The sequence below is a fragment of the Clavibacter tessellarius genome, assembly GCF_001618005.1.
Classification (GTDB): Bacteria; Actinomycetota; Actinomycetes; order Actinomycetales; family Microbacteriaceae; genus Clavibacter; species Clavibacter tessellarius_A.
Genome location: NZ_LQXA01000044.1, coordinates 34663 through 55313, shown reverse-complemented (window position 1 = coordinate 55313; position 20651 = coordinate 34663). Strand labels below are relative to the sequence as shown.

General features: G+C 71.6%; 19 protein-coding genes. 12 read left to right on the top strand and 7 right to left on the bottom strand.

The genetic code is table 11. The features are described from left to right. Positions 1–8: 8 nt before the first annotated feature. Positions 9–1019, bottom strand: coding sequence for a LacI family DNA-binding transcriptional regulator (locus tag AWH51_RS11855; protein ID WP_063072268.1), 1011 nt, complete (start codon positions 1017–1019; stop codon positions 9–11). Positions 1020–1242: 223 nt separating this feature from the next. On the opposite strand from AWH51_RS11855, the gene AWH51_RS11850 reads away from it, so the two are divergent. From AWH51_RS11850 to AWH51_RS11835, 4 genes are read left to right on the top strand one after another with little or no spacing between them, the layout of a single operon-like run. Beyond that, the gene (locus AWH51_RS11850; protein ID WP_063072267.1) at positions 1243–2532 is read left to right on the top strand and encodes an extracellular solute-binding protein; all 1290 of its coding nucleotides are present in this window, start codon (positions 1243–1245) and stop codon (positions 2530–2532) included. Positions 2533–2542: 10 nt separating this feature from the next. Further along, positions 2543–3571 carry a carbohydrate ABC transporter permease gene (locus AWH51_RS11845; protein WP_063072266.1) on the top strand — a complete coding sequence of 343 codons (1029 nt, stop codon included), beginning with the start codon at positions 2543–2545 and terminating at the stop codon, positions 3569–3571. After that, positions 3568–4473, top strand: coding sequence for a carbohydrate ABC transporter permease (locus AWH51_RS11840; protein WP_081235095.1), 906 nt, complete (start codon positions 3568–3570; stop codon positions 4471–4473). Before AWH51_RS11845 ends, AWH51_RS11840 begins: the two co-directional genes overlap by 4 nt. Then, positions 4470–6848 carry a glycoside hydrolase family 3 N-terminal domain-containing protein gene (locus AWH51_RS11835; RefSeq protein ID WP_081235093.1) on the top strand — a complete coding sequence of 793 codons (2379 nt, stop codon included), beginning with the start codon at positions 4470–4472 and terminating at the stop codon, positions 6846–6848. The genes AWH51_RS11840 and AWH51_RS11835 overlap by 4 nt, the downstream gene beginning before the upstream one ends. Before the next feature lie 122 nt (positions 6849–6970). Here AWH51_RS11835 and AWH51_RS11830 read toward each other — a convergent pair whose 3' ends face one another. Beyond that, a complete protein-coding gene (locus AWH51_RS11830) occupies positions 6971–7828 on the bottom strand; it encodes a helix-turn-helix transcriptional regulator (RefSeq protein ID WP_063072265.1) in 858 nt (285 codons plus the stop codon). Between the two features lie 101 nt (positions 7829–7929). Between AWH51_RS11830 and AWH51_RS11825 the strand changes: the two genes are divergently transcribed. Together AWH51_RS11825 and AWH51_RS11820 are read left to right on the top strand one after the other, a co-directional pair. Continuing rightward, positions 7930–8610, top strand: coding sequence for an SDR family NAD(P)-dependent oxidoreductase (locus AWH51_RS11825; protein ID WP_063072264.1), 681 nt, complete (start codon positions 7930–7932; stop codon positions 8608–8610). A 29-nt stretch (positions 8611–8639) separates the two neighbouring features. Continuing rightward, positions 8640–9176 carry a GNAT family N-acetyltransferase gene (locus AWH51_RS11820; protein WP_063072263.1) on the top strand — a complete coding sequence of 179 codons (537 nt, stop codon included), beginning with the start codon at positions 8640–8642 and terminating at the stop codon, positions 9174–9176. 351 nt (positions 9177–9527) lie between these two features. Here AWH51_RS11820 and AWH51_RS16315 read toward each other — a convergent pair whose 3' ends face one another. Further along, on the bottom strand, positions 9528–9665 hold the full coding sequence (locus AWH51_RS16315; protein WP_175345520.1) for a hypothetical protein: 138 nt from the start codon (positions 9663–9665) through the stop codon (positions 9528–9530). Positions 9666–9945: 280 nt separating this feature from the next. Then, positions 9946–13296, bottom strand: coding sequence for an RHS repeat-associated core domain-containing protein (locus AWH51_RS11815; protein ID WP_254654561.1), 3351 nt, complete (start codon positions 13294–13296; stop codon positions 9946–9948). A gap of 520 nt (positions 13297–13816) precedes the next feature. Here AWH51_RS11815 and AWH51_RS11810 point away from each other — a divergent pair. Genes AWH51_RS11810 through AWH51_RS11800 form a run of 3 tightly spaced genes read left to right on the top strand, consistent with a single transcriptional unit; the run spans position 13817 to position 15014 of the window. Then, positions 13817–14008, top strand: coding sequence for a hypothetical protein (locus AWH51_RS11810; protein WP_063072261.1), 192 nt, complete (start codon positions 13817–13819; stop codon positions 14006–14008). Positions 14009–14017: 9 nt separating this feature from the next. Further along, positions 14018–14416: a polyketide cyclase gene (locus AWH51_RS11805; protein WP_063072260.1), complete on the top strand. Its 399-nt coding sequence runs from the start codon at positions 14018–14020 to the stop codon at positions 14414–14416. Positions 14417–14447: 31 nt separating this feature from the next. Next, positions 14448–15014: a GNAT family N-acetyltransferase gene (locus tag AWH51_RS11800; protein WP_063072259.1), complete on the top strand. Its 567-nt coding sequence runs from the start codon at positions 14448–14450 to the stop codon at positions 15012–15014. Here AWH51_RS11800 and AWH51_RS11795 read toward each other — a convergent pair. Further along, positions 14980–15315 carry a hypothetical protein gene (locus AWH51_RS11795; RefSeq protein ID WP_063072258.1) on the bottom strand — a complete coding sequence of 112 codons (336 nt, stop codon included), beginning with the start codon at positions 15313–15315 and terminating at the stop codon, positions 14980–14982. The two genes, AWH51_RS11800 and AWH51_RS11795, sit on opposite strands and share 35 nt — an antisense overlap. Positions 15316–15453: 138 nt before the next feature. Here AWH51_RS11795 and AWH51_RS11790 point away from each other — a divergent pair, with 138 nt between their 5' ends. Further along, positions 15454–16374: a serine hydrolase domain-containing protein gene (locus tag AWH51_RS11790; RefSeq protein ID WP_063072257.1), complete on the top strand. Its 921-nt coding sequence runs from the start codon at positions 15454–15456 to the stop codon at positions 16372–16374. Positions 16375–16436: 62 nt separating this feature from the next. Then, positions 16437–17678, top strand: coding sequence for an ATP-binding protein (locus AWH51_RS11785; RefSeq protein ID WP_063072256.1), 1242 nt, complete (start codon positions 16437–16439; stop codon positions 17676–17678). A 4-nt stretch (positions 17679–17682) separates the two neighbouring features. Here the strand turns inward: AWH51_RS11785 and AWH51_RS11780 are convergent, their stop codons facing one another. Together AWH51_RS11780 and AWH51_RS11775 are read right to left on the bottom strand one after the other, a co-directional pair. After that, positions 17683–18207 carry a hypothetical protein gene (locus AWH51_RS11780; protein ID WP_063072255.1) on the bottom strand — a complete coding sequence of 175 codons (525 nt, stop codon included), beginning with the start codon at positions 18205–18207 and terminating at the stop codon, positions 17683–17685. Beyond that, a complete protein-coding gene (locus AWH51_RS11775) occupies positions 18207–19232 on the bottom strand; it encodes a LacI family DNA-binding transcriptional regulator (protein ID WP_081235091.1) in 1026 nt (341 codons plus the stop codon). Before AWH51_RS11775 ends, AWH51_RS11780 begins: the two co-directional genes overlap by 1 nt. A gap of 161 nt (positions 19233–19393) precedes the next feature. Here AWH51_RS11775 and AWH51_RS11770 point away from each other — a divergent pair, with 161 nt between their 5' ends. Further along, positions 19394–20650, top strand: coding sequence for a sugar ABC transporter substrate-binding protein (locus AWH51_RS11770; RefSeq protein WP_063072254.1), 1257 nt, complete (start codon positions 19394–19396; stop codon positions 20648–20650). Position 20651: the final 1 nt, after the last annotated feature.

Sequence of the window (20651 nt, the reverse complement as noted above, 5' to 3'; positions counted from 1 at the left end):
ACCGCCGGTCACCTGCGCCGCGGCGGCGGGGGCGCCGTGGTGGCGCGGCGCACGAGGCGGGTGGGCAGCTGGATCCGCATGGCGTCCGGCTCCTGCCCGGCCATGAGCGACATGAGCAGGTCCACCGCGGTGGTGCCGAGGCGCTGCATCGGCTGGCGGATCGTGGTGAGCGACGGCGTCATCTGGGACGCCTCCGGGATGTCGTCGAAGCCGATCACGGACAGGTCCTCGGGCACGCGGATCCCGAGCTCCGCCGCCACCTGCAGGATCCCGATGCCGGAGAGGTCGTTGGCGGCGAAGATCGCGGTGGGCCGGTCGGGCAGCGACAGCAGCGCGCGCGCCGGCTCGCGGGCGGCCGCCGTGAGGAAGAGGCCCGCGCGCACGAGCGCCGGGTCGAACGCGATGCCCGCGTCCTGCAGCGCCCGCCGATAGCCGGCCTCGCGGAGGCTCGCCGAGCGGAGGTCGGGGCGGCCCGCGAGGAACCCGATCCGCCGGTGCCCGAGCTCGAGCAGGTGCCGCGTGGCCTGGAGCGCGCCGCCGAGGCTGTCGGACTCGACGGTCGGGAGGTCGGCGGGCCCGGTGTGCGGGTCGATGGAGACGACGGGGATCTCGGTCGACGCCGTCACCACCGTGGGCGTCACCATGATCGCGCCGTCGATGAGGGTGCCGCTCAGCCGGCTCAGCGACCGGCGCTCCCAGCCCGTGTTGTCCACCTGCCGGGAGCCGCTGTAGGCGAGGAGGTCGTAGCGCGACTCCCGGAGGGCCGCGCCGACGCCCTTCAGGATCTCGGCGCTGAACGGCTCGAAGCCGGCCACGAGCACGCCGATCACGCCGGTGCGGTGGGAGCGCATGCTGCTCGCGACGAGGCTCGACTCGTAGCCGAGGCGCTCGACGACCTCCATCACGCGGCGGGAGGTCTCGGCCGAGATGCCGTACCGCCCGTTCACGGCCTTGGAGACGGTGGACACCGAGACGCCGGCAGCAGCGGCGACGTCGTGGATGGTGACGCGGCGGGTCATGGCTGGACACTACGCCCGCCGAAAAGGATTTCGAAAACGTTTGACGGACATCCGCGCACGACCGAGACTTGCCGCACCGGCCCCCGTCACGACGGAGCGACGACGCGATGACGCGACAGCGGGCCCGGCAGAGCCGCACCACCACAGCACCAGGCGCGCGGCTCGTGCACGTCACCCCCGACACCCGCCAGGGTGCGCTCAATGAAGAGACAGGTAGAACGACATGAAGGCACGGAAGATCCTCACGGGATCCGCGGCCCTGCTCGTGGGGGCCCTCGCCCTCACCGGCTGCAGCGGCAGCGGCTCCAGCGGCGACGACGGCGGTCCCGTCGAGATGACGCTCTGGCAGAACTCCACCACCGGACCCGGCAAGGCGTTCTGGGAGAAGACCACGGCCGACTTCAACGCCGCCCACCCCGGCGTCACGGTCACGTCCACGTCGATCCAGAACGAGGACCTCGACGGCAAGCTCCAGACGGCGCTCAACTCGGGCGACGCTCCCGACATCTTCCTGCAGCGCGGTGGCGGCAAGCTCGCCGCCATGGTCGCCGCGGGTCAGATCATGGACATCACGGGCGGCATCTCCTCCGAGGCGAAGGCCGACATCTCGAAGGGCTCCTTCGACGCGAACACGCTCGACGGCAAGACCTACGCGATGCCCGTCGCCGTGCTCCCCAGCGGCATCTTCTACAGCCAGGACCTCTTCACCGCCGCGGGCATCACCGAGACGCCGAAGACGATGGACGAGCTCGACGCCGCCGTCGACAAGCTGAAGGCCTCGGGCGTCGCGCCCATCGCGCTCGGGGGCAAGGACGCCTGGCCCGCCGCGCACTGGTACTTCAACTTCGCGCTCCGCGAGTGCAGCTCCGACACGCTCGAGAAGGCCGCGAAGGACAAGGACTTCAGCGACGACTGCTGGGTCAAGGCCGGCGAGGACCTCAAGGACCTCACGGGAACGGACCCCTTCAACGAGGGCTTCCTCACCACCGCGGCGCAGCAGGGCGCCGGCAGCTCGGCCGGCCTCATCGCCAACCACCAGGCCGGCATGGAGCTCATGGGCGCCTGGGACCCGGGAGTCATCGCGGGCCTGACCCCCGACCAGAAGCCGCTGGCGGACCTCTCCTGGTTCCCCTTCCCCGAGATCTCCGGCGGCAAGGGCGAGGCCGGCTCCATCATGGGCGGCATCGACGGCTACTCCTGCTCCGCGCAGGCGCCGAAGGAGTGCGTCGACTTCCTCAACTACATCGCGACCCCCGAGGTGCAGGAGGAGTACTACAAGAACTTCAACGCCCCGCCCGTGAACACCAAGGCGCAGGCCGCCGTCACCGAGCCGTACCTGCAGGAGATCCTGAAGGCGTACAACGACGCGCCCTACGTGTCCCAGTGGCTCGACACGGTCTACGGCCTGAACGTCGGCAACGCGATGAACGTCGGCGTGGTCGACCTCATGGCCGGCGACGGCAGCCCGGAGAAGCTCATCCAGACCGTCGGCGACGCGGCCAAGAAGGCCTAGGCGACCCGACATGGCACTCCGCGAGAGCTCGCTCGACGAGCAGCGTCCCGCGGCTGATCCTGCACACCCCGAGGGCGGCGTCGCGACGACGCCGCCCTCGGCGGTGCGGGGTCGACGCCGCGGCCTGGGCTGGTCCGGGCGCCTCGAGGTCCTGATCCTCGTGGGCCCGGCCCTCCTCTTCTTCGTGGGCTTCGTCATCTACCCCGTGGTGATGGCGGCCTACTACGGCTTCTTCAGCTGGCAGGGCTTCGGCCCGCCCACGATCTTCGTGGGCTTCCGGAACTACATCACGATCCTCCAGGACCCCACGTTCCACGAGGCCCTGATGCACAACGCCGTGATCGTGGTGCTGTCGCTCGTGCTCCAGGGCCCCGTCGCGATCCTCGTGGCGCTCCTGCTCAACAGGAAGCTGCGCGGCCAGTCGATCATCCGCGTGCTGATCTTCGTGCCGTACGTGATCTCCGAGGTCGTCGTCGGCACCGGCTGGAGCCTCATGCTCCAGGGCTCCGGCGCGCTCAACGGCTTCCTCGCGAACATCGGCCTGGCGGACCTCCAGCAGGACTGGCTGGCGAACCCGGACATCGCGATCTGGTCGCTCATGACGATCATCACGTGGAAGTACATCGGCTTCGCGGTGATCCTCTTCCTCGCCGGCCTCCAGGGCATCCCGGAGGAGCTCAGCGAGGCGGCCGCCATCGACGGCGCCTCCTACTGGCAGATCCAGCGGCGCATCACGCTGCCGCTGCTCGCGCCGACGCTGCGCATCTGGGCATTCCTGTCGATCATCGGCTCGCTGCAGCTGTTCGACCTCGTCTACATCATCTGGGGCCAGTACATCTCGGCCACCGCGGGCACCTCGACCATGGCCACGTACCTCGTGGCGAACGGACGCGGATCCGGCAACTACGGGTACGGCAACGCCGTCGCCGTGGTGCTGTTCCTCATCTCCCTGGTCGTCGCGCTCGTCTACCAGCGGTTCGTGCTCAACCGCGACACCGCCGGCGCCCTCACGGGTGCAGGAAGGAAGGCGAAGAAGTGACCGTCGCCACCGCCGCTCCGCGCAACGCGGACCTGGATCCCACCTACTCGGCCAAGACGCCGAAGCCCAAGCGGGCGCGCACACCCGGGCAGGGCAACAACCCCATCCCGTACCTGGTCGCGGTCGTGCTCATCGCCCTGATGCTGACGCCGGTGGCGTACATCATCCTCGGCGGGTTCCGCACGAACGCGCAGATCACGACCGACCCGGCGGGGTTCCCGTCGCCATTCCAGATCCAGAACTACCTCGACGTCCTCTCGGGCTCGATGTTCTGGCGGCAGGTGGGCAACTCGCTCATCGCGGCCGTGGGCACCACGGTCGGCGCGGTCGTGCTCGGCCTCATGGCGAGCTACGTGCTGGCGCGGTACACGTTCTTCGGCCGGGGGGCGCTCTACGCGATCTTCGCGTCGGGGCTCATGTTCCCCATCACGGTGGCCATCACGCCGCTGTACATCGTGATCCGCTCGCTCGGGCTCACGAACTCGCTGCCGGGGATCATCCTCCCGCAGATCGCGTTCGCGCTCCCGACGACGATCATCATCCTGGTGCCGTTCCTGCGGGCCATCCCGGACGAGATCCAGGAGGCCGCGTTCATCGACGGGTGCAGCCGCCTCGGGTTCTTCTTCCGGATGGTCGTGCGGCTGTCGATGCCGGGCGTGATCACGGTCGGCATCCTCGCGTTCATCGGCAGCTGGAACAGCTACCTGCTGCCGCTGTTCATCCTCAGCGACGCGTCGGCGTACACGCTGCCGCTCGGCGTGCAGTCGTTCTCGTCGCAGTACTCGGTCGACACGGCCAAGGTGCTCGCGTTCACGTCGCTGTCGATGATCCCCGCGCTCATCTTCTTCTCCATCTTCGAGCGCCGCATCGTCGGCGGCCTCACCGGCGCGGTGAAGGGGTGACCGGGGCGGAGGCCCCGGCACCCGGCGCCGTCGCGCTGCCCGAGGTGTCGGAGCGGGTCCGGGCGCTGCACGCGCGCATGACCCTCGAGGAGAAGCTCGCGCAGATCGTCGGCTACTGGGTCGACCAGGGCGGCGAGGTCGTCGCGCCCATGCAGGGCGAGATGGCCACGACCGGCCGCTACGAGGAGGCGACCGAGCACGGCCTCGGGCACCTCACCCGCGTGTACGGCACGCGTCCGGTGGATCCCGTCGAGCGCGCGTCGTGGCTGTGGGCCGAGCAGAGGCGGCTGCAGACGGAGACGCGGCTCGGCATCCCGGCGCTCGTGCACGAGGAGTGCCTCACCGGGCTCGCCGCGTGGCAGGCCGCGACGTTCCCCACGCCGCTCGCGTGGGGCGCGTCCTTCGACCCGGGCCTCGTGGAGGAGATGGCCGCGCTCATCGGCGGGTCGATGCGGGAGCTCGGCGTGCACCAGGGCCTCGCGCCCGTGCTCGACGTGATCCGCGACGCCCGCTGGGGCCGCGTCGACGAGTGCATCGCCGAGGACCCGTACGTGGTCGGCACCATCGGCACGGCGTACGTGAAGGGGCTGCAGTCGGCCGGGATCCACGCCACGCTCAAGCACTTCGTCGGCTACTCGGTCTCGCAGTCGGGACGCAACCACGCGCCCGCCCACGTGGGCCCGCGCTTCGTGGAGGACGTGCTGCTGCCGCCCTTCGAGATGGCGGTGCGCGACGGCGGCGTGCGCTCGGTGATGAACTCGTACGCGGAGATCGACGGCGCGCCCGTCGGCGCCACGACGGAGTACCTCACCGACGTGCTCCGCGGCCGCTGGGGCTTCGACGGCGTCGTGGTCTCCGACTACTTCTCCGTGGCGTTCCTCCAGGTGATGCACGCCGTCGCGGGCGATCGCGGCGAGGCGGCGGCGCTGGCCCTCGAGGCCGGCATCGACGTGGAGCTGCCCACGGGCGACGCGTACCTCGCGCCGCTGGCGGAGCGGATCCGCGCCGGGCTCGCCGACGAGTCGCTCGTCGACCGCGCGGTGCTCCGCGTGCTCGACGAGAAGGAGGAGCTGGGGCTGCTCGACGCGACGTTCGAGGATCCGCCCACGAGCATCGACCTCGACACCCCGGCGCACCGGGACGTCGCGCGCCGGCTCGCTGAGGAGTCCGTGGTGCTGCTCGCGAACGACGGCACGCTGCCGCTCGCCGGCGCCGGTCGCACGGCGCCCGGACGGATCGCGCTCATCGGCCCCAACGCCGACAGCGCCGAGGCGCTCATGGGCTGCTACTCGTTCGCGAACCACGTGCTCGCGCACCACCCCGGCACGCCGCTCGGGTTCGCGATCCCGACCGTGGCCGAGGCGCTCCGTGCCGAGCTGCCCGACAGCGAGGTCGTGCTCGCGCACGGCGCCGACGTCGAGGGCGACGACCGCTCCGGCTTCGACGCCGCGGTCGAGGCCGCGCGCGGATCCGACCTCGCGGTCGTGGTCGTCGGCGACCGGGCGGGCCTCTTCGGCCGCGGCACGGTCGGCGAGGGCAACGACGTCGAGAGCCTCGAGCTGCCCGGCGTGCAGCGCGAGCTGGTCGAGGCCGTGCGCGCCACCGGGACCCCCGTGGTCGTGGTGCTGCTCACCGGCCGGCCGTACGCGGTGGCGTGGGCGCTCGAGGGCGAGTCGGCTCCGGCTGCCGTGCTCCAGGCATTCTTCCCGGGCGAGGAGGGCGGATCCGCGATCGCGGGCGTCCTCTCCGGCCGGGTGTCGCCGTCGGGCCGCCTGCCCGTGTCGCTCCCGCGGTCCGCGGGCGCGCAGCCGTTCTCGTACCTGCACCCGATCCTCGGGGGCCCGAGCGAGGTGACGAGCGCGGATCCCACGCCCGTCCTCCCGTTCGGGCACGGGCTGTCGTACACGACGTTCTCGCGCAGCGACCTGTCCGTGGCGTCGGCCGAGGTCGCCGCGGGGGAGGCGTTCACCGCGACCGTCGTGGTGCGCAACACGGGCGACCGCGACGGCACCGACGTGGTGCAGCTCTACGCGCGCGACGTGCAGGGCAGCGTCACGCGGCCCGTCGCGCAGCTGCTCGGCTACCTGCGGCTGGATCTCGCGGCCGGCGAGTCCGCGGAGGTCACGTTCCGGGTGCCCACCACCCGCCTCGCGCTCACCGACCTCAGGTACCGCCGCGTGGTCGAGCCGGGCGCGGTCGAGTTGTGGGTCGGGCCGTCGAGCGCGGTGAAGGAGACGGAAGGCGAGATCCAGATCACCGGATCCACGTATCACGTCACCATCGCGGACGAGCGGTACGTGGGCACGTCGGTGGCGCCGGTCGGTGCGTCCGCCGGCTCGTCGACCGTGCCGGAGCGGGTGCTCAAGCCGAGCTGATCCCGATCCCGTCCGCACCGGAGCCCCGGACGCCGCGCCCTCGACGCGCGGCGGCCGGGGCTCCGTCGTGCGGCGGCGTCGAGCCGGCGGCCTGCGGCCTGCGGCCCGAAGCCGGCGGCGGATCAGGCCCCCGCCGCCTCCACGGGCGCCGTCGTCAGCGCCTGCAGGCCCGTGACGCGCAGCAGGTCCAGCCGCGCCTCGTCCGTGCTGCCGGGCTCCGCCGTGTAGACGACGATGCGGAGGTCGCTGCCCGGCACCGAGAGGGTGTCGCAGTCGATCGTGATGGGGCCGACCGGAGTGCTCGTCACGGTCTTCCGGCTCGACCGGTGCTCGGCGACGCGCGCCTCGCTCCAGCGGCGTGCGAACTCCGGGACCTCGGCGCGCAGCCGGGCGACGAGCCGGGCGAGCGCGCGATCCGCGGGGTAGCGGCCCACTGCGGTGCGCAGGTCGGCCGCGAGGTCGCGCGCGAACTCCTCCTCGTGCACGGCGTCGAAGTCGGTGCCTCCGTGGCCCTGGGTGAAGTAGGTCCAGACGAGGTTGCGGTCCCAGCCGGTGCGCGTCGACGGGTCGCCGTTGAGCGCCGCCCACAGCGGGTTCCAGAGCAGCAGGTCGTGCGTCGCCGTGAACACCGCGAGGGGCACGTCGCCGAGCCGGTCGACGATGCGGTGCACGCCCGGCGTGATGTGCCGCGGGACCTCGTCGCGGCCGGGCGGGGCGACGCCCGCGACCCGGTGGAGGTGGTCGCGCTCGTCCTCGGTGAGCCGGAGGGCGCGGGCGAGCGCGCCCAGCATCTGCGGCGACGGGTTCACCGACCGGCCCTGCTCGAGCCGCACGACGTAGTCGACGCTGACGCCCGCGAGCGCGGCGAGCTCCTCGCGGCGGAGGCCCGCGGTGCGGCGGTGGGATCCCGCGGGCAGGCCCACGTCCGCGGGCTGCACGCGCTCGCGCCAGGAGCGGAGGACGCTCGCGAATTCGGTCATGCTGCCATCCTCCGCGCTGGCGGGCGGATCAGCCTGGTACCGCCGGTCCTCCCGTCGACCGGTGCCTGGGCGGCGCGGACGCGGAGGCGCAGGCTCGGGACATGACCACGACACTGATCACCGGATCCAACCGGGGCCTCGGCCTCGAGACCGCCCGCCGCCTCGTCGAGGCCGGCCACACCGTGCACGCCGGCATGCGCGACACCGCCGACGGCGATGCCGCCCGCGCCGTCGGCGCCCACCCCGTGCAGCTCGTCGTCGACGACCAGGCGAGCGTCGAGCGCGCCATCGCGTCGCTGCCGACGCTCGACGTGCTCGTCAACAACGCCGGGATCCTCGGCACGACCCAGGGCGTCGACGACCTGACCCCCGAGGCGATGCTGGCGGTGCTGCAGACGAACGTGGTCGCCGTGGTGCGCGTGACGCAGGCCGCGCTGCCGCTGCTGCGGGCATCCGCCGCCCCCGTGATCGTCAACGTCGCCTCGGGCGTGGGCTGGCCGCGCGCCCTCGCGGGAGACGGGACCGACGAGAGCCACGTGATGACCGTGCCCTACGCGACCTCGAAGGCCGCCCTCATCACCGCGACCGTGCAGTACGCCAAGAACCTGCCGGGGTTCCGGATCAACGCGACCGACCCCGGCTACACGGCGACCGACTTCAACGGCAACACCGGGCATCAGACGGTGACCGAGGGGACGGACGCGACCGTCGCGATGGCGCTCGTGGGACCCGACGGGCCGACGGGGGAGTTCCACAGCCGGCACGGGCGGATCGAGTACTGAGGCCGGGCGCGCGCTGGCAGGGTGGGGGCATGCCCGGCCCCCACCTCCGCCCCTGGATCGCGTCCGACGCCGACGCGCTCCGCGACGCGTTCGTCACCACGCCGGATCTCGTGACCCAGCTCGGCGGCGTGGACCTGTCGACCATCGCGAGCGCCGAGGCGCACATCACGGGTCCGCTCGCTTTCGACGACGCGCACCGCGCCTGGGCGATCGTCGACGGGGGAGTCGCGGTCGGCAGCGTCGGCGTCTCCGCGATCGACCGCCGGCACGACACCGCGTGGCTGCACTACTGGCTGGCGGGATCCGGTCGGGGCTGCGGCCTCGCGACCCGGGCGCTCGCGGGCGCGGCCGCGTGGGCGTTCGCCGACGGCCTCTTCCGCCTCGAGCTCGGGCACCGGGTGAACAACCCGGCGTCGTGCCGGGTCGCGACGCGCGCCGGCTTCGGCGCCGAGGGGATCGAGCGCGCGAAGCTCCGGTACGGCGACGAGCGGTTCGACGTCGAGACGCACGCGCGGTTGGCGACGGATCCGGCGCCCGGCGTGATGCCGCTGGGCGTCGCGATGTGAGCGTCGGCAGCGTCCGACGCGGCCTCGCGAGACCGGCATGCTCCTTCGCCCTCCCGTGCCCCAGCGGGCGATCGTCCCAGGGGCGGGCCTCACGGGGGAGCGGTGGGGAGAGCTCCGGGAATGGCCCCCGTGCTCGATGCATGCAGCGCCATCGCTGACGAGATGATCCGATGACCGACACGCAGCCGGGCACGCCTGGAGACCTCCGCGGCCGCCGGCGCGCACAGCCCGCCCGGACGAGCGGATCGACCGCCACGGCCGCGTCCACGGACGCTTCCCGATGGACCCGGATCCGTCGTCCACGCTCGTCGCCGCATCCGCGTGGACCTCCTACGTGAACGGGTCCTCGAGCTACGCCCGGACCCGAATCACGTACCCGAGGACGGACGGGCCCTCGGCCTGGACATGCCAGTAGCCGGCCTCCTGGTGCGCCCACGGGTGGGTCTCGACGCCGCGCACCAGGCGCGTGTCGCTCTTCGCCCTGTCCACCGGGTGGTCTCCTTCGTCGATCGAGTCGATGTAGGAGCGCCCGGCCACGCTCGCGAGTGAGCATACGGTCGATCACCGACGACGCCTTGACGGAACCAGCCCGAGCACGTCAGTGCCCGGGCTGGTCGCGCTTCCGCAGTTAGATCACTTTAGAGTGGTCTTCTTGCGCTTATTGCGAATGTACGTGACTATTCCTACCGTCACTGCTGCCAGTACGAATATTCCCACGTAGAACGTGATATCCATCTGTTTGCCCTTCTGCTCTCTGATGTGGGACGGGTTATGAGAGGAGCTGATAGCCGACGCTGCCGATGTATCCGGCGATGGCGCCACCGACGAAGCCCGTGGCCGCACCAGCGGGGCAGGCGGCAAGCGTAGAAACACATCCGCCCACTGCGCCTCCGACGCCTGCGGTCAGACCGACCTTGCCGGCTTCCTCCCAGTCGACTTCGCCGAGCCCGGAGGGGTCGAGGGAGTTGACGGGATTTCCTGCTGCGTACGTGTACGGGTTGTTCTCCTGGCCGGACGGGTCGTACTGCGTGAATCGACCCGTGGTCGCGTCGTAGTAACGCGCTCCGAGCTTGTACAGGTTCTCAGACTCCATGTACCCGCCGATGTAGCGCAGCGAGTTCAGCGTGATGGGCGAGGCGTCGGTGACGCCGCGGGTCTCACCGTAGGGGCTGTACGAGTACCCGCCCTCCCAGATGCCGGCGCCGGAGAACATCCCGATGACGGAACCGAGGAGATCGGAGACGTAGTAGTGGCTCGAGTTGATGCGGAAGCCCACTGCCTCTCCGGATCCCGTGCGTCCGTAGTTCTGGACGACGTTCGTGGAGGAGTTCGTCTGGCGGGACAGGCCGAGGAGCGAGTTGGAGAACGATCGTCCGCCGGTCGCGCTCTGCGTGTCCGTGTTCCCCTCGCCGAAGGCGGCGAAGCTGGTGTCTCCGATGGACTGCACCTGTGCACGGTCGCCGTAGGTCGCGACGACACCGGTGATGCCGTTCTTGACCTGGTTGCCGACAGCGTCATAGACCCACGCGGTGGTGTCCTCGGTGGTCTTCGTGAGCTGGTTCGCTCCGTTGTACGTATAGCCGATCGTGCCGGCATCGGCACCGGTGTTCCCGGCGCGAGTCTGGCTCGTGCGGTTGCCCGCAGCATCGTAGGCGTACGCCCATGAGGCGTTCACCGTCGATCCCGCCTTCTCCTCCGCCTTCGTGATGCGGTCCATGGAGTCGTACTGGTAGGCCGTGACGGCCCCCGCGGGGATGCCTTCTTCCTTCGTGCTCGTGCGGGTCTGGATGTTGGTGGTGTCGGTGCCGTTCTTGGCGAAGGAGTACGCGACCTCGGCGGTGACGTTGCCGGCCGCGTTCTTGGCCTGCACCTGGGTGGGGCGGCTGGACTTGTCCAGCGTGGTCACGACCTGTGCACCAGCGGGGAAGATCCGCTTGGTCTCGGCTCCGTTCCCGTCGTACTCGAACAGGGTGCAGCCGCTGTTGGCTGCGGGCGTTCCGCTGGTCGGGCAGACGCCACCGGGCTCGCGCTGGCTGGTGAGCTGGTTGGCGGCGTCGTAGGTGTTCGTCGTGATGCCGCTGGTGTCCTCGAACGTGAGGATGTTCCCGGCCGCGTCGTGCGTGTACTTCTGGTTCAGGCCGGCGAGCGAGCCGATCTGCTGGGTGGTGCGGCCGAGGGTGTCGTACTCGAACTGCTTGGTCCCGGCGAAGCTGTCGGAGTCGAACTGGACGAGCCCGTTCGGGTAGTACGTCTTCGCGAGGGTGCCGCCGTTGTCGAAGGTGACGAGGGTCTGGCGGTCGCGGACGTCGTAGGCGTACTTGGTGATGTCGCCCTTGCCGTCGGTGACGCTGGTGACGCGGGAGAGGGCGTCGTACGTGTACGTCGTCGCACCCTGGGGTGCGGGCGGGGTGACCTTGGTCAGGTTCCCGACCTTGTCGTAGCTGTAGGTGGTGACGTTGCCGTTGCCGTCCTTCGCGGAGCAGAGCTGTCCGGCCCAGCCGCCGCAGATGGTGCGGTCCCAGTTGTCGTAGGTGCGCTCGAACTCGACCGCGCCGGTGCCGCCGGCGGTGGTGTCCTTCTTCTTCGTGGGGTTGCCGGCCGCGTCGTAGTCGAAGCTCGAGGTGTTGCCGCTGGCGTCGGTGGAGCACTTCACCTGGAAGGCGTCGCCACCGGTGGAGGCGCAGCCGGCGCCGGCGGTGTAGACCGCGGAGGCCGCGGCGCCGGTGGGCAGCTCGGTCTTCGTGGCGTTGTTGAGGCCGTCGTACTGGAACTTGGTCTCGTTGCCGGGCGTGCTGCCGGATCCGAGGGCGTCGGTCGAGGTCTGCACGTCACTGTTCGCGGTCCAGGTCTGCGACTTCGTGCGGTTCAGCGGGTCCTTGGTCGAGGTCACGCGGCCCTGGGTGTCGTAGGCGTAGGTCGAGGCCTTCCCGTTCGGGTTGGTGACGACCGTGTTGCCGCTGTTGTAGGCGAAGTTCGTCACGACGTCGGCCTTGGCGCCGTGGGTCGGGGACGTGGACTTCTGCGTGATCTTGGTGATCTTGTGCGCGGTGTTGTAGCCGAACGTGATCGTCGTCGTGCCGGGCGCGGACGGGACGGTCATCGTCGCGAGACGGCCGGTGGAGTCGTACGTCATGGTGGTGACGGCGCCGCCGGGCTTCTCGATCTTGGTCAGCTGTCCGGCGCCGTTGCGCGTGTACGTCGTGGTCCGGTTCGTGGAGTCGACGATCGAGGTGATCTTCGGGTCGGAGCCGGTGGTGTGGTTCACGCGCGTGAAGCGGCCGGAGGTGTCCTTGACCGTGTAGGTCGTGGCCGACGTGGTCCAGTCGTTGCTGAGGCCGATGCCGTTGCGGTCGACGTGGTTGACCAGGCGCTTGAGGTTGAGATCGAAGGTGAAGAACTCACCCGTCTCCTTGTACGTGAGCTTCCAGGTGTCGCCCTTGCTCAGGGTGGCGTTGAAGCCGGACGGGGCGACCCAGGTGGTGCCGCTCTTGGTGAACTTCGCGGAGAAGCCGGAGGGGCCGACGAACGTGGCCTCGGTCTCGCCGCTGTTCACGGTGAGGCCGAAGTCGACGTAGCTCATGGTGGAGGACCAGCCGCCGCCGAGGGCGCCGGCGGAGCTGGAGAGGCCGTTGTAGTAGCGGTCGGCGCGGACGCCGATGCCCGCCGCGGAGCTCGTGCCGTCGTTGGCGGTGAGCAGCAGGTTGCCGTTCGCGAGGTTCACGCGGGCGACGGTGTCGTCGGAGAGCGTGATGTCCTCGAAGGACATGTAGGGGAGCGCGCCGAGGCCCGGTGCGCCGACCGGCGTGCCCGCAGGGACGCGCTGGGTCGTCACGGGCTGGCTGAGCTTGCGGTCCGCGTTCGGGATCTTCCACTCGGTCGGCTCGGCCGCGGGCTTGTCGGCGTCGGCGGGCTCGGCCGGGATCGTGCCCGGCGTCCACACGGCGTCCTTCGCGGCCTTCTGGGCTTCGTCCTGCATCTTCTTGTCGACCTGCGCAGGGTCCTGCGTCTGGTCCTCGATCTGCACCGGGCCGGCCGCGGCCGTCTCGGCGGAGGCCGGCATCGCGCCGAGCCCGGTGATCATCACGGCACTGGTCGCGAAGATCGCGAGCGTGCACCTCATTTGACGAGCGAAGCTCGTCCCCTCACCGCGTTTTGTGACGCGCATGTCTTTCCCCTCAGCTTCTTTGCACAGGCATCTGTGCCTTTTCGAAGCTACGTGGTGCACCAACCCACTCGGCACGAACGAGTGCATTGACCCCCGGTCTGGGGGCGAGGCGTGGGAATCAGCCGACTCATGCGCAATCGTCGTATGGGGCAGCGGGCGTGAATGCAAGTCCTCATATATGCGGACACGGCATGAGACGGGCATGTGACTGTCAACCAAGGCTTCCCCGTGCTATGCATCCCCGCCATCTCGGGGCCCGACGTGTCATCTGCCGGATATAGAGCTTGCGCCGTGGCACACACGCGTCGCGACATCCGGATTCGCGGAAAGCGTGCTGGAGAACAGCGCTGCACATGACGCACCCCTTTCCTTGAATCGTGCTGGCGGGACGGCGCTGGTGGTGCTGTCCACCGCGACTGTGATCCCGGCCGACGTTTCTTCTGGCATTGACAGCCCTGCGTCCTCACGACGCTTCTTGCGGAACGTCACGCTGGTCGGCGTAGCGGCGCTGGTCGTCGGCTTCGCCCTGCAAATGATCGCCGCGGCGTCTGCCCTCGTGCTCGGCGACGGCTACGCGCTCGTCGCCCTCGCCGGCGCGTTCCCCGTCGTGCTCGCGAGCGTGCTGGCCTCTCGGGGCGGCTCCCGCGCTCGTGCCGCTCCCGGGTAGCGTCGGAGCGTGACCTGGCCCGCGCTGCACATCACCCGATCCGTCGACGCCGACGTGGCCTCCGTGGTGGCCGTCGCGGGGGATCCGGCCCGGCTGCCGGAGTGGGCGGCGGGCGTCAGCGCGGGGATCCGGCTCGAGGGCGGGCGCTGGCTGTCGGACTCGCCGATGGGCGCGATCGAGATCGCGTTCACGGGCCCGCGAGAGCTCGGGATCCTCGACCACGACGTGACGCTCCCCGACGGCACGGTGGTCCGCAACCCGCTGCGCGTCCTCCCGAACGACGACGGCAGCGAGGTCGTGTTCACGCTCTTCCGGCGGCCGGGCATGACCGACGTCACGTTCGCGGAGGACGCGGCGCTCGTCGCGGCGGACCTCGACCGGCTCGCGGCGCTGGTCGCGCGCGGCTGACTCCGGGCCGGGTCGCCGCTACCGTCGACGCATGCCCGCCGCCCGCCTCGCCGACCCCGACGACCGCACCCTCCGGCTCGACCTCCACCTCCCGTCGGCCGATGACGCCGCCGAGGTGCACGCGATCCTCTCCGACCCCGCCGTCTGGACCCACTACCCGTCGCTCCGCGTGACGGATCCCGCGCAGACCGACCGCTTCCTCCGCACGCGCGTCGAGGACTGGGAGCGCGACGGCCTGGGCACCTGGATCGTGCGGGAACGGGACGCCGACGCGGTCGTCGGGTTCGGCGGCTGCGGCATCGCGCACGACGCCTTCTGGAACCTCGGCTACCGCTTCACGCCGGCCGTGCACGGCCGCGGCTACGCGACCGAGATGGCCGGGCGGGCGATCGAGCGGGCGCGCATCCTCCGCCCCGAGCTGCCGGTGGTCGCCTACCTCGTCGCCCACAACCGGGCCTCGGCGGCCGTGGCCGAGCGGGCCGGGTTGGTGCTCGTGCACCGCGGGCGGGATCCGGGCAATCCCGACCCGGCCGTGATGCGCCTCGTCTACGCCGACCGCGCCCTCACCGACGGGCAGCGGGACGCGACGATGCTCTGAGCCCGGCCGAGGCTGCGGCACCGGCGGCCGCGGCATCCGCCTGCTCCCGGTCCCACTCCCGCCGCGCGCGCCACGCGCCGGCTTCAGCCACGACGATCCGCGTCCCCGCCAGCAGCACGAGCACGACAGCGGTCAGCACCACGAGCGGCGGCAGCGCGAACCCGACCGCGATCAGCGGGTGCTCCATCCCGAGAACGGGCCAGCCCATGTCCTCCCACCGATCGGCGAGGAGCAGCAGCACCGCCAGCGCGACGAGCTCCCCCGCCAGCACCCCGATGGTGATCCGCGTCGCGAGCCGCATGCCGTCCCCTACCGCCCCGATCGGCCGCTCGCGTCCGCCGCGCCGATGCCGAGCCGCCACCCTCGCACGGTTCCCCCGCCCGGGGAAGACCCGCGCCCCCGCCGGTCCGACCATGCCGCCGCGCGCCACACTGGATCCATGAGCATCGCCGCCGACGCCCTCGCCCGCCTCGTCGAGGGCATCGACCGCGAGCGGCTCGGCGCATACGGCGCGGTCGTGCGGATCGGCGACGACGAGGTCGCGCACCGCTGGCGCAGCGACGACCGCGAGAACCTGCACTCGGTGTCCAAGGGCGTGTGCGCGCTCGCCGTCGGCATTGCCGTGGACGAGGGGATCCTCCGGCTCGACACCCGCGTGCCCGAGCTGCTGCCGGATCTCGACCTCGGCCCGGGCGTCGACGGTGTCACCGTCGAGCACCTCCTCACCATGACGAGCGGCATCGACTTCGCCTGGTTCGGCGACGAGCCCGTGCCCGGCCCCGACCTCGCGCAGGCGATGCTCGGGCTCCCGAGCCGCGGCCGCGTCTTCCGGTACAGCGACGCCAGCCCCTACGTCGCCCTGCGGGTGCTCGCCGCCGCGGTCGGCGACGTCCGCGACTGGCTCCTCCCGCGCCTGTTCGATCCGCTCGGCATCGAGAACCCGCAGTGGCACCGCTGTCCCCTCGGCTTCATCGTGGGCGGCAGCGGCCTGGAGCTCCGCACCGGCGAGCTCGCGCGCATCGGCCGGCTGCTGCGCGACCGCGGCGCCTGGGAGGGCCGCCAGCTCGTGAGCGCGGAGTGGATCGACCGGATGCACGCATCCTGGGTCGCCACCGGCGCCGACGACCCGCACGCGCCCTTCGCCCGCTACAGCCTCGCGACCTGGGACGGCCCCGGCGACGCGTGGCGCCTCGACGGCCGCTACGGCCAGTACGTGCTGGTCGACGGATCCCGCGACGCGGTCGTCACCATCACGGCCCACGAGGAGGAGCGCGACCACCGGCTCGCGGAGCTCGCGGTGACCGCGGTGACCGCGGTGACCGCGGTGACCGCGGTCGCGGACGCGGCTAGGAGGGCCTGAACCACCAAGCACTAACATCGGTAATGTTACCAACACCAGGCGACCTTGGTAACATTACCAACATGCGTGACGCGACCGACAACCCCTTCAGCCCCGGCTCCGACACGGTCCCGGAGATCTGGGCGGGCCGCACCGAGCAGCTCAGCGACTGGCGCGACGTGGTCCGCCCCCGGCTCCTCCGCGGGCTCCCCGAGCGCGGGCGCACGGTGCTCGGGGAGCCCGGCCTCGGCAAGTCCTCGCTCGTGCGGCGCATCGCGCAGGCCGCTGCTCGCGACGGGGACTGGGTCACGCCGCAGCTCCGCATCCCCCTCGGCGTCGACCCGCTGAAGCCCGTCGCGGCCGCGGTGCTGGAGCTCGCTCGCGCCGCGGGGCTGCCCTCGGTGCGTGAGAAGCGGATCAAGGAGTCCATCGCGAGGGTGGAGGCGGTCGCCGCCGCCGGGCTGTCGCTGACGGTGCGCGCGGGATCCGAGCAGGCCGGCCCCGAGCCGCACACGGCGCTGACCGCGCTGCTCGTCGAGGTCGGGCGAGCGGCGATGCGGCAGGAGCGGGTCGTCCTGGTGCACATCGACGAGGTGCAGAACATCACGGACGAGCGGACGCTCTCCCAGCTCCTCATCGCCCTCGGCGACGCGATCACGCACGAGCAGGACGTCGTGGTCCCGGGCGGCGCTCACGTGCGCAGGTCCTTGCCGATCGCGGTGTACCTCACGGGCCTGCCGGACTTCGAGGACCGGGCGGGCGCGCACAAGGCGGCGACGTTCGCGCGCCGCTTCCGCACGACCGTCCTGACCGCGATCGACGACGAGGACATCCGGGCGGCGCTGCAGGACTTCGTCCTGCCGGGCTGGGAGGTCGCGGAGGGCTCCGGTCGCACCCGTCGGATCCGCATGGACCAGGACGCCGTCGCCGCGGTCGTCGACCTGTGCCGAGGGGAGCCGTTCCTCTTCCAACTGGCGGGGGAGCGCGCCTGGTACGCCGGATCGGGGACGACGATCACCCGCGCCGAGGTCCACGCAGGCTGGCGGGGCGCGGAGCGCGAGGCGGCCGCGCACGTGGAGCGGATCCTCGAGCGGCTGCCCCCGCGGGAGCGTGCCTTCGTGGAGGCCATGGCCGCGCTGCCCGCCGCGGAGCGCACGCTCACCCGCATCGCGAAGGAGATGGGCCGGTCGAGGGCCGCGGAGGTCGGCACCACGGCGCAGCGCCTGGACACCGTGCGCGGCATCATCGACCGGGGCACGTCCTACGGCTTCCGGCACCGGGCGATCGAGGCGCATCTGACCAGCACGTGGCCGCGGATCGTCTGAAGCGTCAGCCCGATGTCCACCCGCTGAGCGCCACCACCTCCGCCGCGATCTCCGCGACGGTCCGCCCGTCGGTCGCCACGCGGTGCACCGCATCCGCCGCCGCCTCGAGCCGCGGCGCGGCCGCCGCGCTGCGCTCCACCGCCTCCGCCAGCCCCGACCCGATCTCGCGCCCCGCCAGCCGCGCGGCGGCCGTCGCGTCATTCGCGGTGAGCAGCACGCCCACCGCCTCGACCTCGCCGCCGAGCGCCGCCGTGAGCCCCGGGAGCTCGAGCACGCTGACGGTGTTCGCGTAGATCACGCGCGTCCAGCCCGCGTCGCGGTAGTTCCGCCACATGCATGCGAGGTTCCGTTCGGCCAGCGGGATCCCGTGCCGCCACGGCTCCGGGTGCGCCTGGTCGAGCGCGTCGCCCTCGATGAGCGCATGGGCGACGTCGGCCGCCGCGAGGATCCGCGCCACCTCCGCCGCCACCGTCGACTTGCCGACGCCCGAGCGCCCGCCGAGGAACAGGGCCTGCGTGGGTGCCGTCATCACGCGCCGGTCGACGCCCGCGCCACGACCCGCACGGGCTCCCGGTGCACGCCGGCGGTGCGCTCCCCGTCGATCATGTCGACCAGCCGCTGCGCCGCGATCCGGCCGAGGTGCTCGAGCTCCATGGCCACGCTCGACAGCGGCGGCCGTGCCTCGCTCACGAGCAGGTCCCAGTCGTCGAAGCCGATCACCGCCACGTCGCCCGGCACGTCGCGGCCCTCGTCGCGCAGGGTGTCGAGCACGCCGCGCGCGATGTGGTCGCTGCCACCGATGATCCCGTCGACCGGGTCCCCGCCGCGCACGAGCAGGCGCGCGCAGTCCCGGCCCCACGCCTCGCCCCACTGGCCGTAGAGCGAGGATCCGCCGACCAGCTCGAGCCCGTGGTCGGCGAGCGCCGCCATCACTCCCTCGGCCCGGTCGTGCGCCGCCGCGTAGGACGACTCGCCGTTGACGAGCGCGATGCGCGTGCGCCCCCGCGCGATGAGGTGCTCGGCCGCGAGGCGCCCCGCCATCACGTTGTCGGGTGTGAACGACACGTCGCCCTCTCCCGTCGACGGCGCGTAGACGTAGACGACGGGCACGCCGGCCATCACGGGCGCGGGCGGCCGCGGGTTGGTGGTGCGCCCCACGATGAGGAGGCCGTCGACCCGGCGCGTGAGCAGCGACTGCAGGTGCATCTGCTCGCGGAGCGCGTCGTCGCGGGCGTCCGCGAGCAGCACCGAGAGCGACCCCTTGCCGAACGCGTCCTCGGCGCCGAGCAGGATCGGCAGCACGAAGCGGGCGTCGAGGTCGCTCGTGACCATGCCGATGGTGCCGGTGCGCGAGGAGTTGAGCGCCTGCGCGAAGAAGTTCGGCGTGAAGGAGAGCGCGGTCGCGGCCTCCTCGACGCGTCGTCGGGTGGACTCGCGCACCTGCGCCCGTCCGTTGAGCGCCTTGGAGGCGGTCGCGACGCTGACGCCCGCGGCTCGCGCGACGTCCGCGAGGGTCACCGGGCCGGATCCCGGCCTCGGCCCGTCGATGGTCACGAGTTCGAAAATAGTTCATCCAGATGTTGACAAGCAAACGAGGCGGTCGTACCTTCCATACCGAAACCGGTTTCGGTTTGCAGTCCTCATCGGGGAGGCGGCCGCGCGACGCGCGCGGACTCCTCGGGGGCCTGCCCTGCAGCATCCCGAGAGGACAACCCGTGAACTCCTTCCCCCGCTCCACGCGCGCGGCCGTCGCGGCCGGCGCGCTCGTCGCCGGACTGGCCCTGGCCGGCTGCTCCACCGGAGGCAGCGCCGCCTCCGGTGGATCCGCCGCCAGCGGCACGTACACGTTCTGGGACCCGTACCCCCAGTTCGACGCCTCCTCCGCCTGGGCGAAGCTCGTCGACACGTGCGGCACCGAGGCGGGCGTCACCGTCCAGCGCACCGCCTACGACACCTCCGACCTCACGAGCAAGGCGCTCCTCGCCGGCCAGCAGGGCAACTCACCCGACCTGCTGCTCGTCGACAACCCGGTCGTCTCCACGCTCGCCGAGGGCGGCCTCCTCGCCACGACGGACGAGACCGGCGCGGACGTCTCCGGCTTCGAGGAGAACGTCCTCGCGGCCGGCCAGATCGGGAAGGACACGTACGGCGTCCCCATCGGCGCCAACACCCTCGCGCTCTACTACAACAAGACGGTGCTCGCGAAGGCGGGCGTGGATCCGGCCACCATCACCGACTGGGCCTCCCTCACGGCGGCGCTCGAGAAGGTCACGGCGTCCGGCGGCAAGGGCATCACGTTCTCCGGCATCGGCACGGAGGAGGGCAGCTTCCAGTTCCTGCCGTTCTTCTGGGGATCCGGCGCCGAGCTCACCGACCTCTCCTCCGACCGGGCCGTGCAGGCACTCACCCTCTGGACCGACTGGGTGAAGCGCGGCCTCGCGCCCAACAGCGTCATCGGCAACACGCAGACCACCTCGTGGCAGGAGTTCCTCACCGGGGAGTACGCGTTCGGCGAGAACGGCACGTGGCAGCTGAAGGGCGTGAAGGACTCCGGGATGGACTACGGGATCCTCTCCATCCCCGCGAGCGACGGCGGTTCGGCCCCCGCGCCCACCGGCGGCGAGTTCCTCACCGTCCCCGTGCAGCGGGACCAGGCCAGGTACGACGTGTCGAAGCGGATCCAGGCCTGCCTCACCAGCACGGACAACCTCGTCGCCACCGACACCACGCTCTCCTACGTCGCGCCGACGGCCGACGCGCAGAAGGCGCAGGTGGCGGCGGATCCCGACCTCGCACCCTGGGTGACCGCGGTCGGCGAGGCCAAGGGCCGCACGAGCGACGACCTCGGCACGAAGTACCCGCGCATCTCCGAGCAGCTCTGGAAGGCCGTGCAGAACAGCCTCAGCGGAGCGGCCAGCCCCCAGGACGCGCTCGACGAGGCCCAGAAGGCCGCCGAGTCGGCGAACGGCTGAC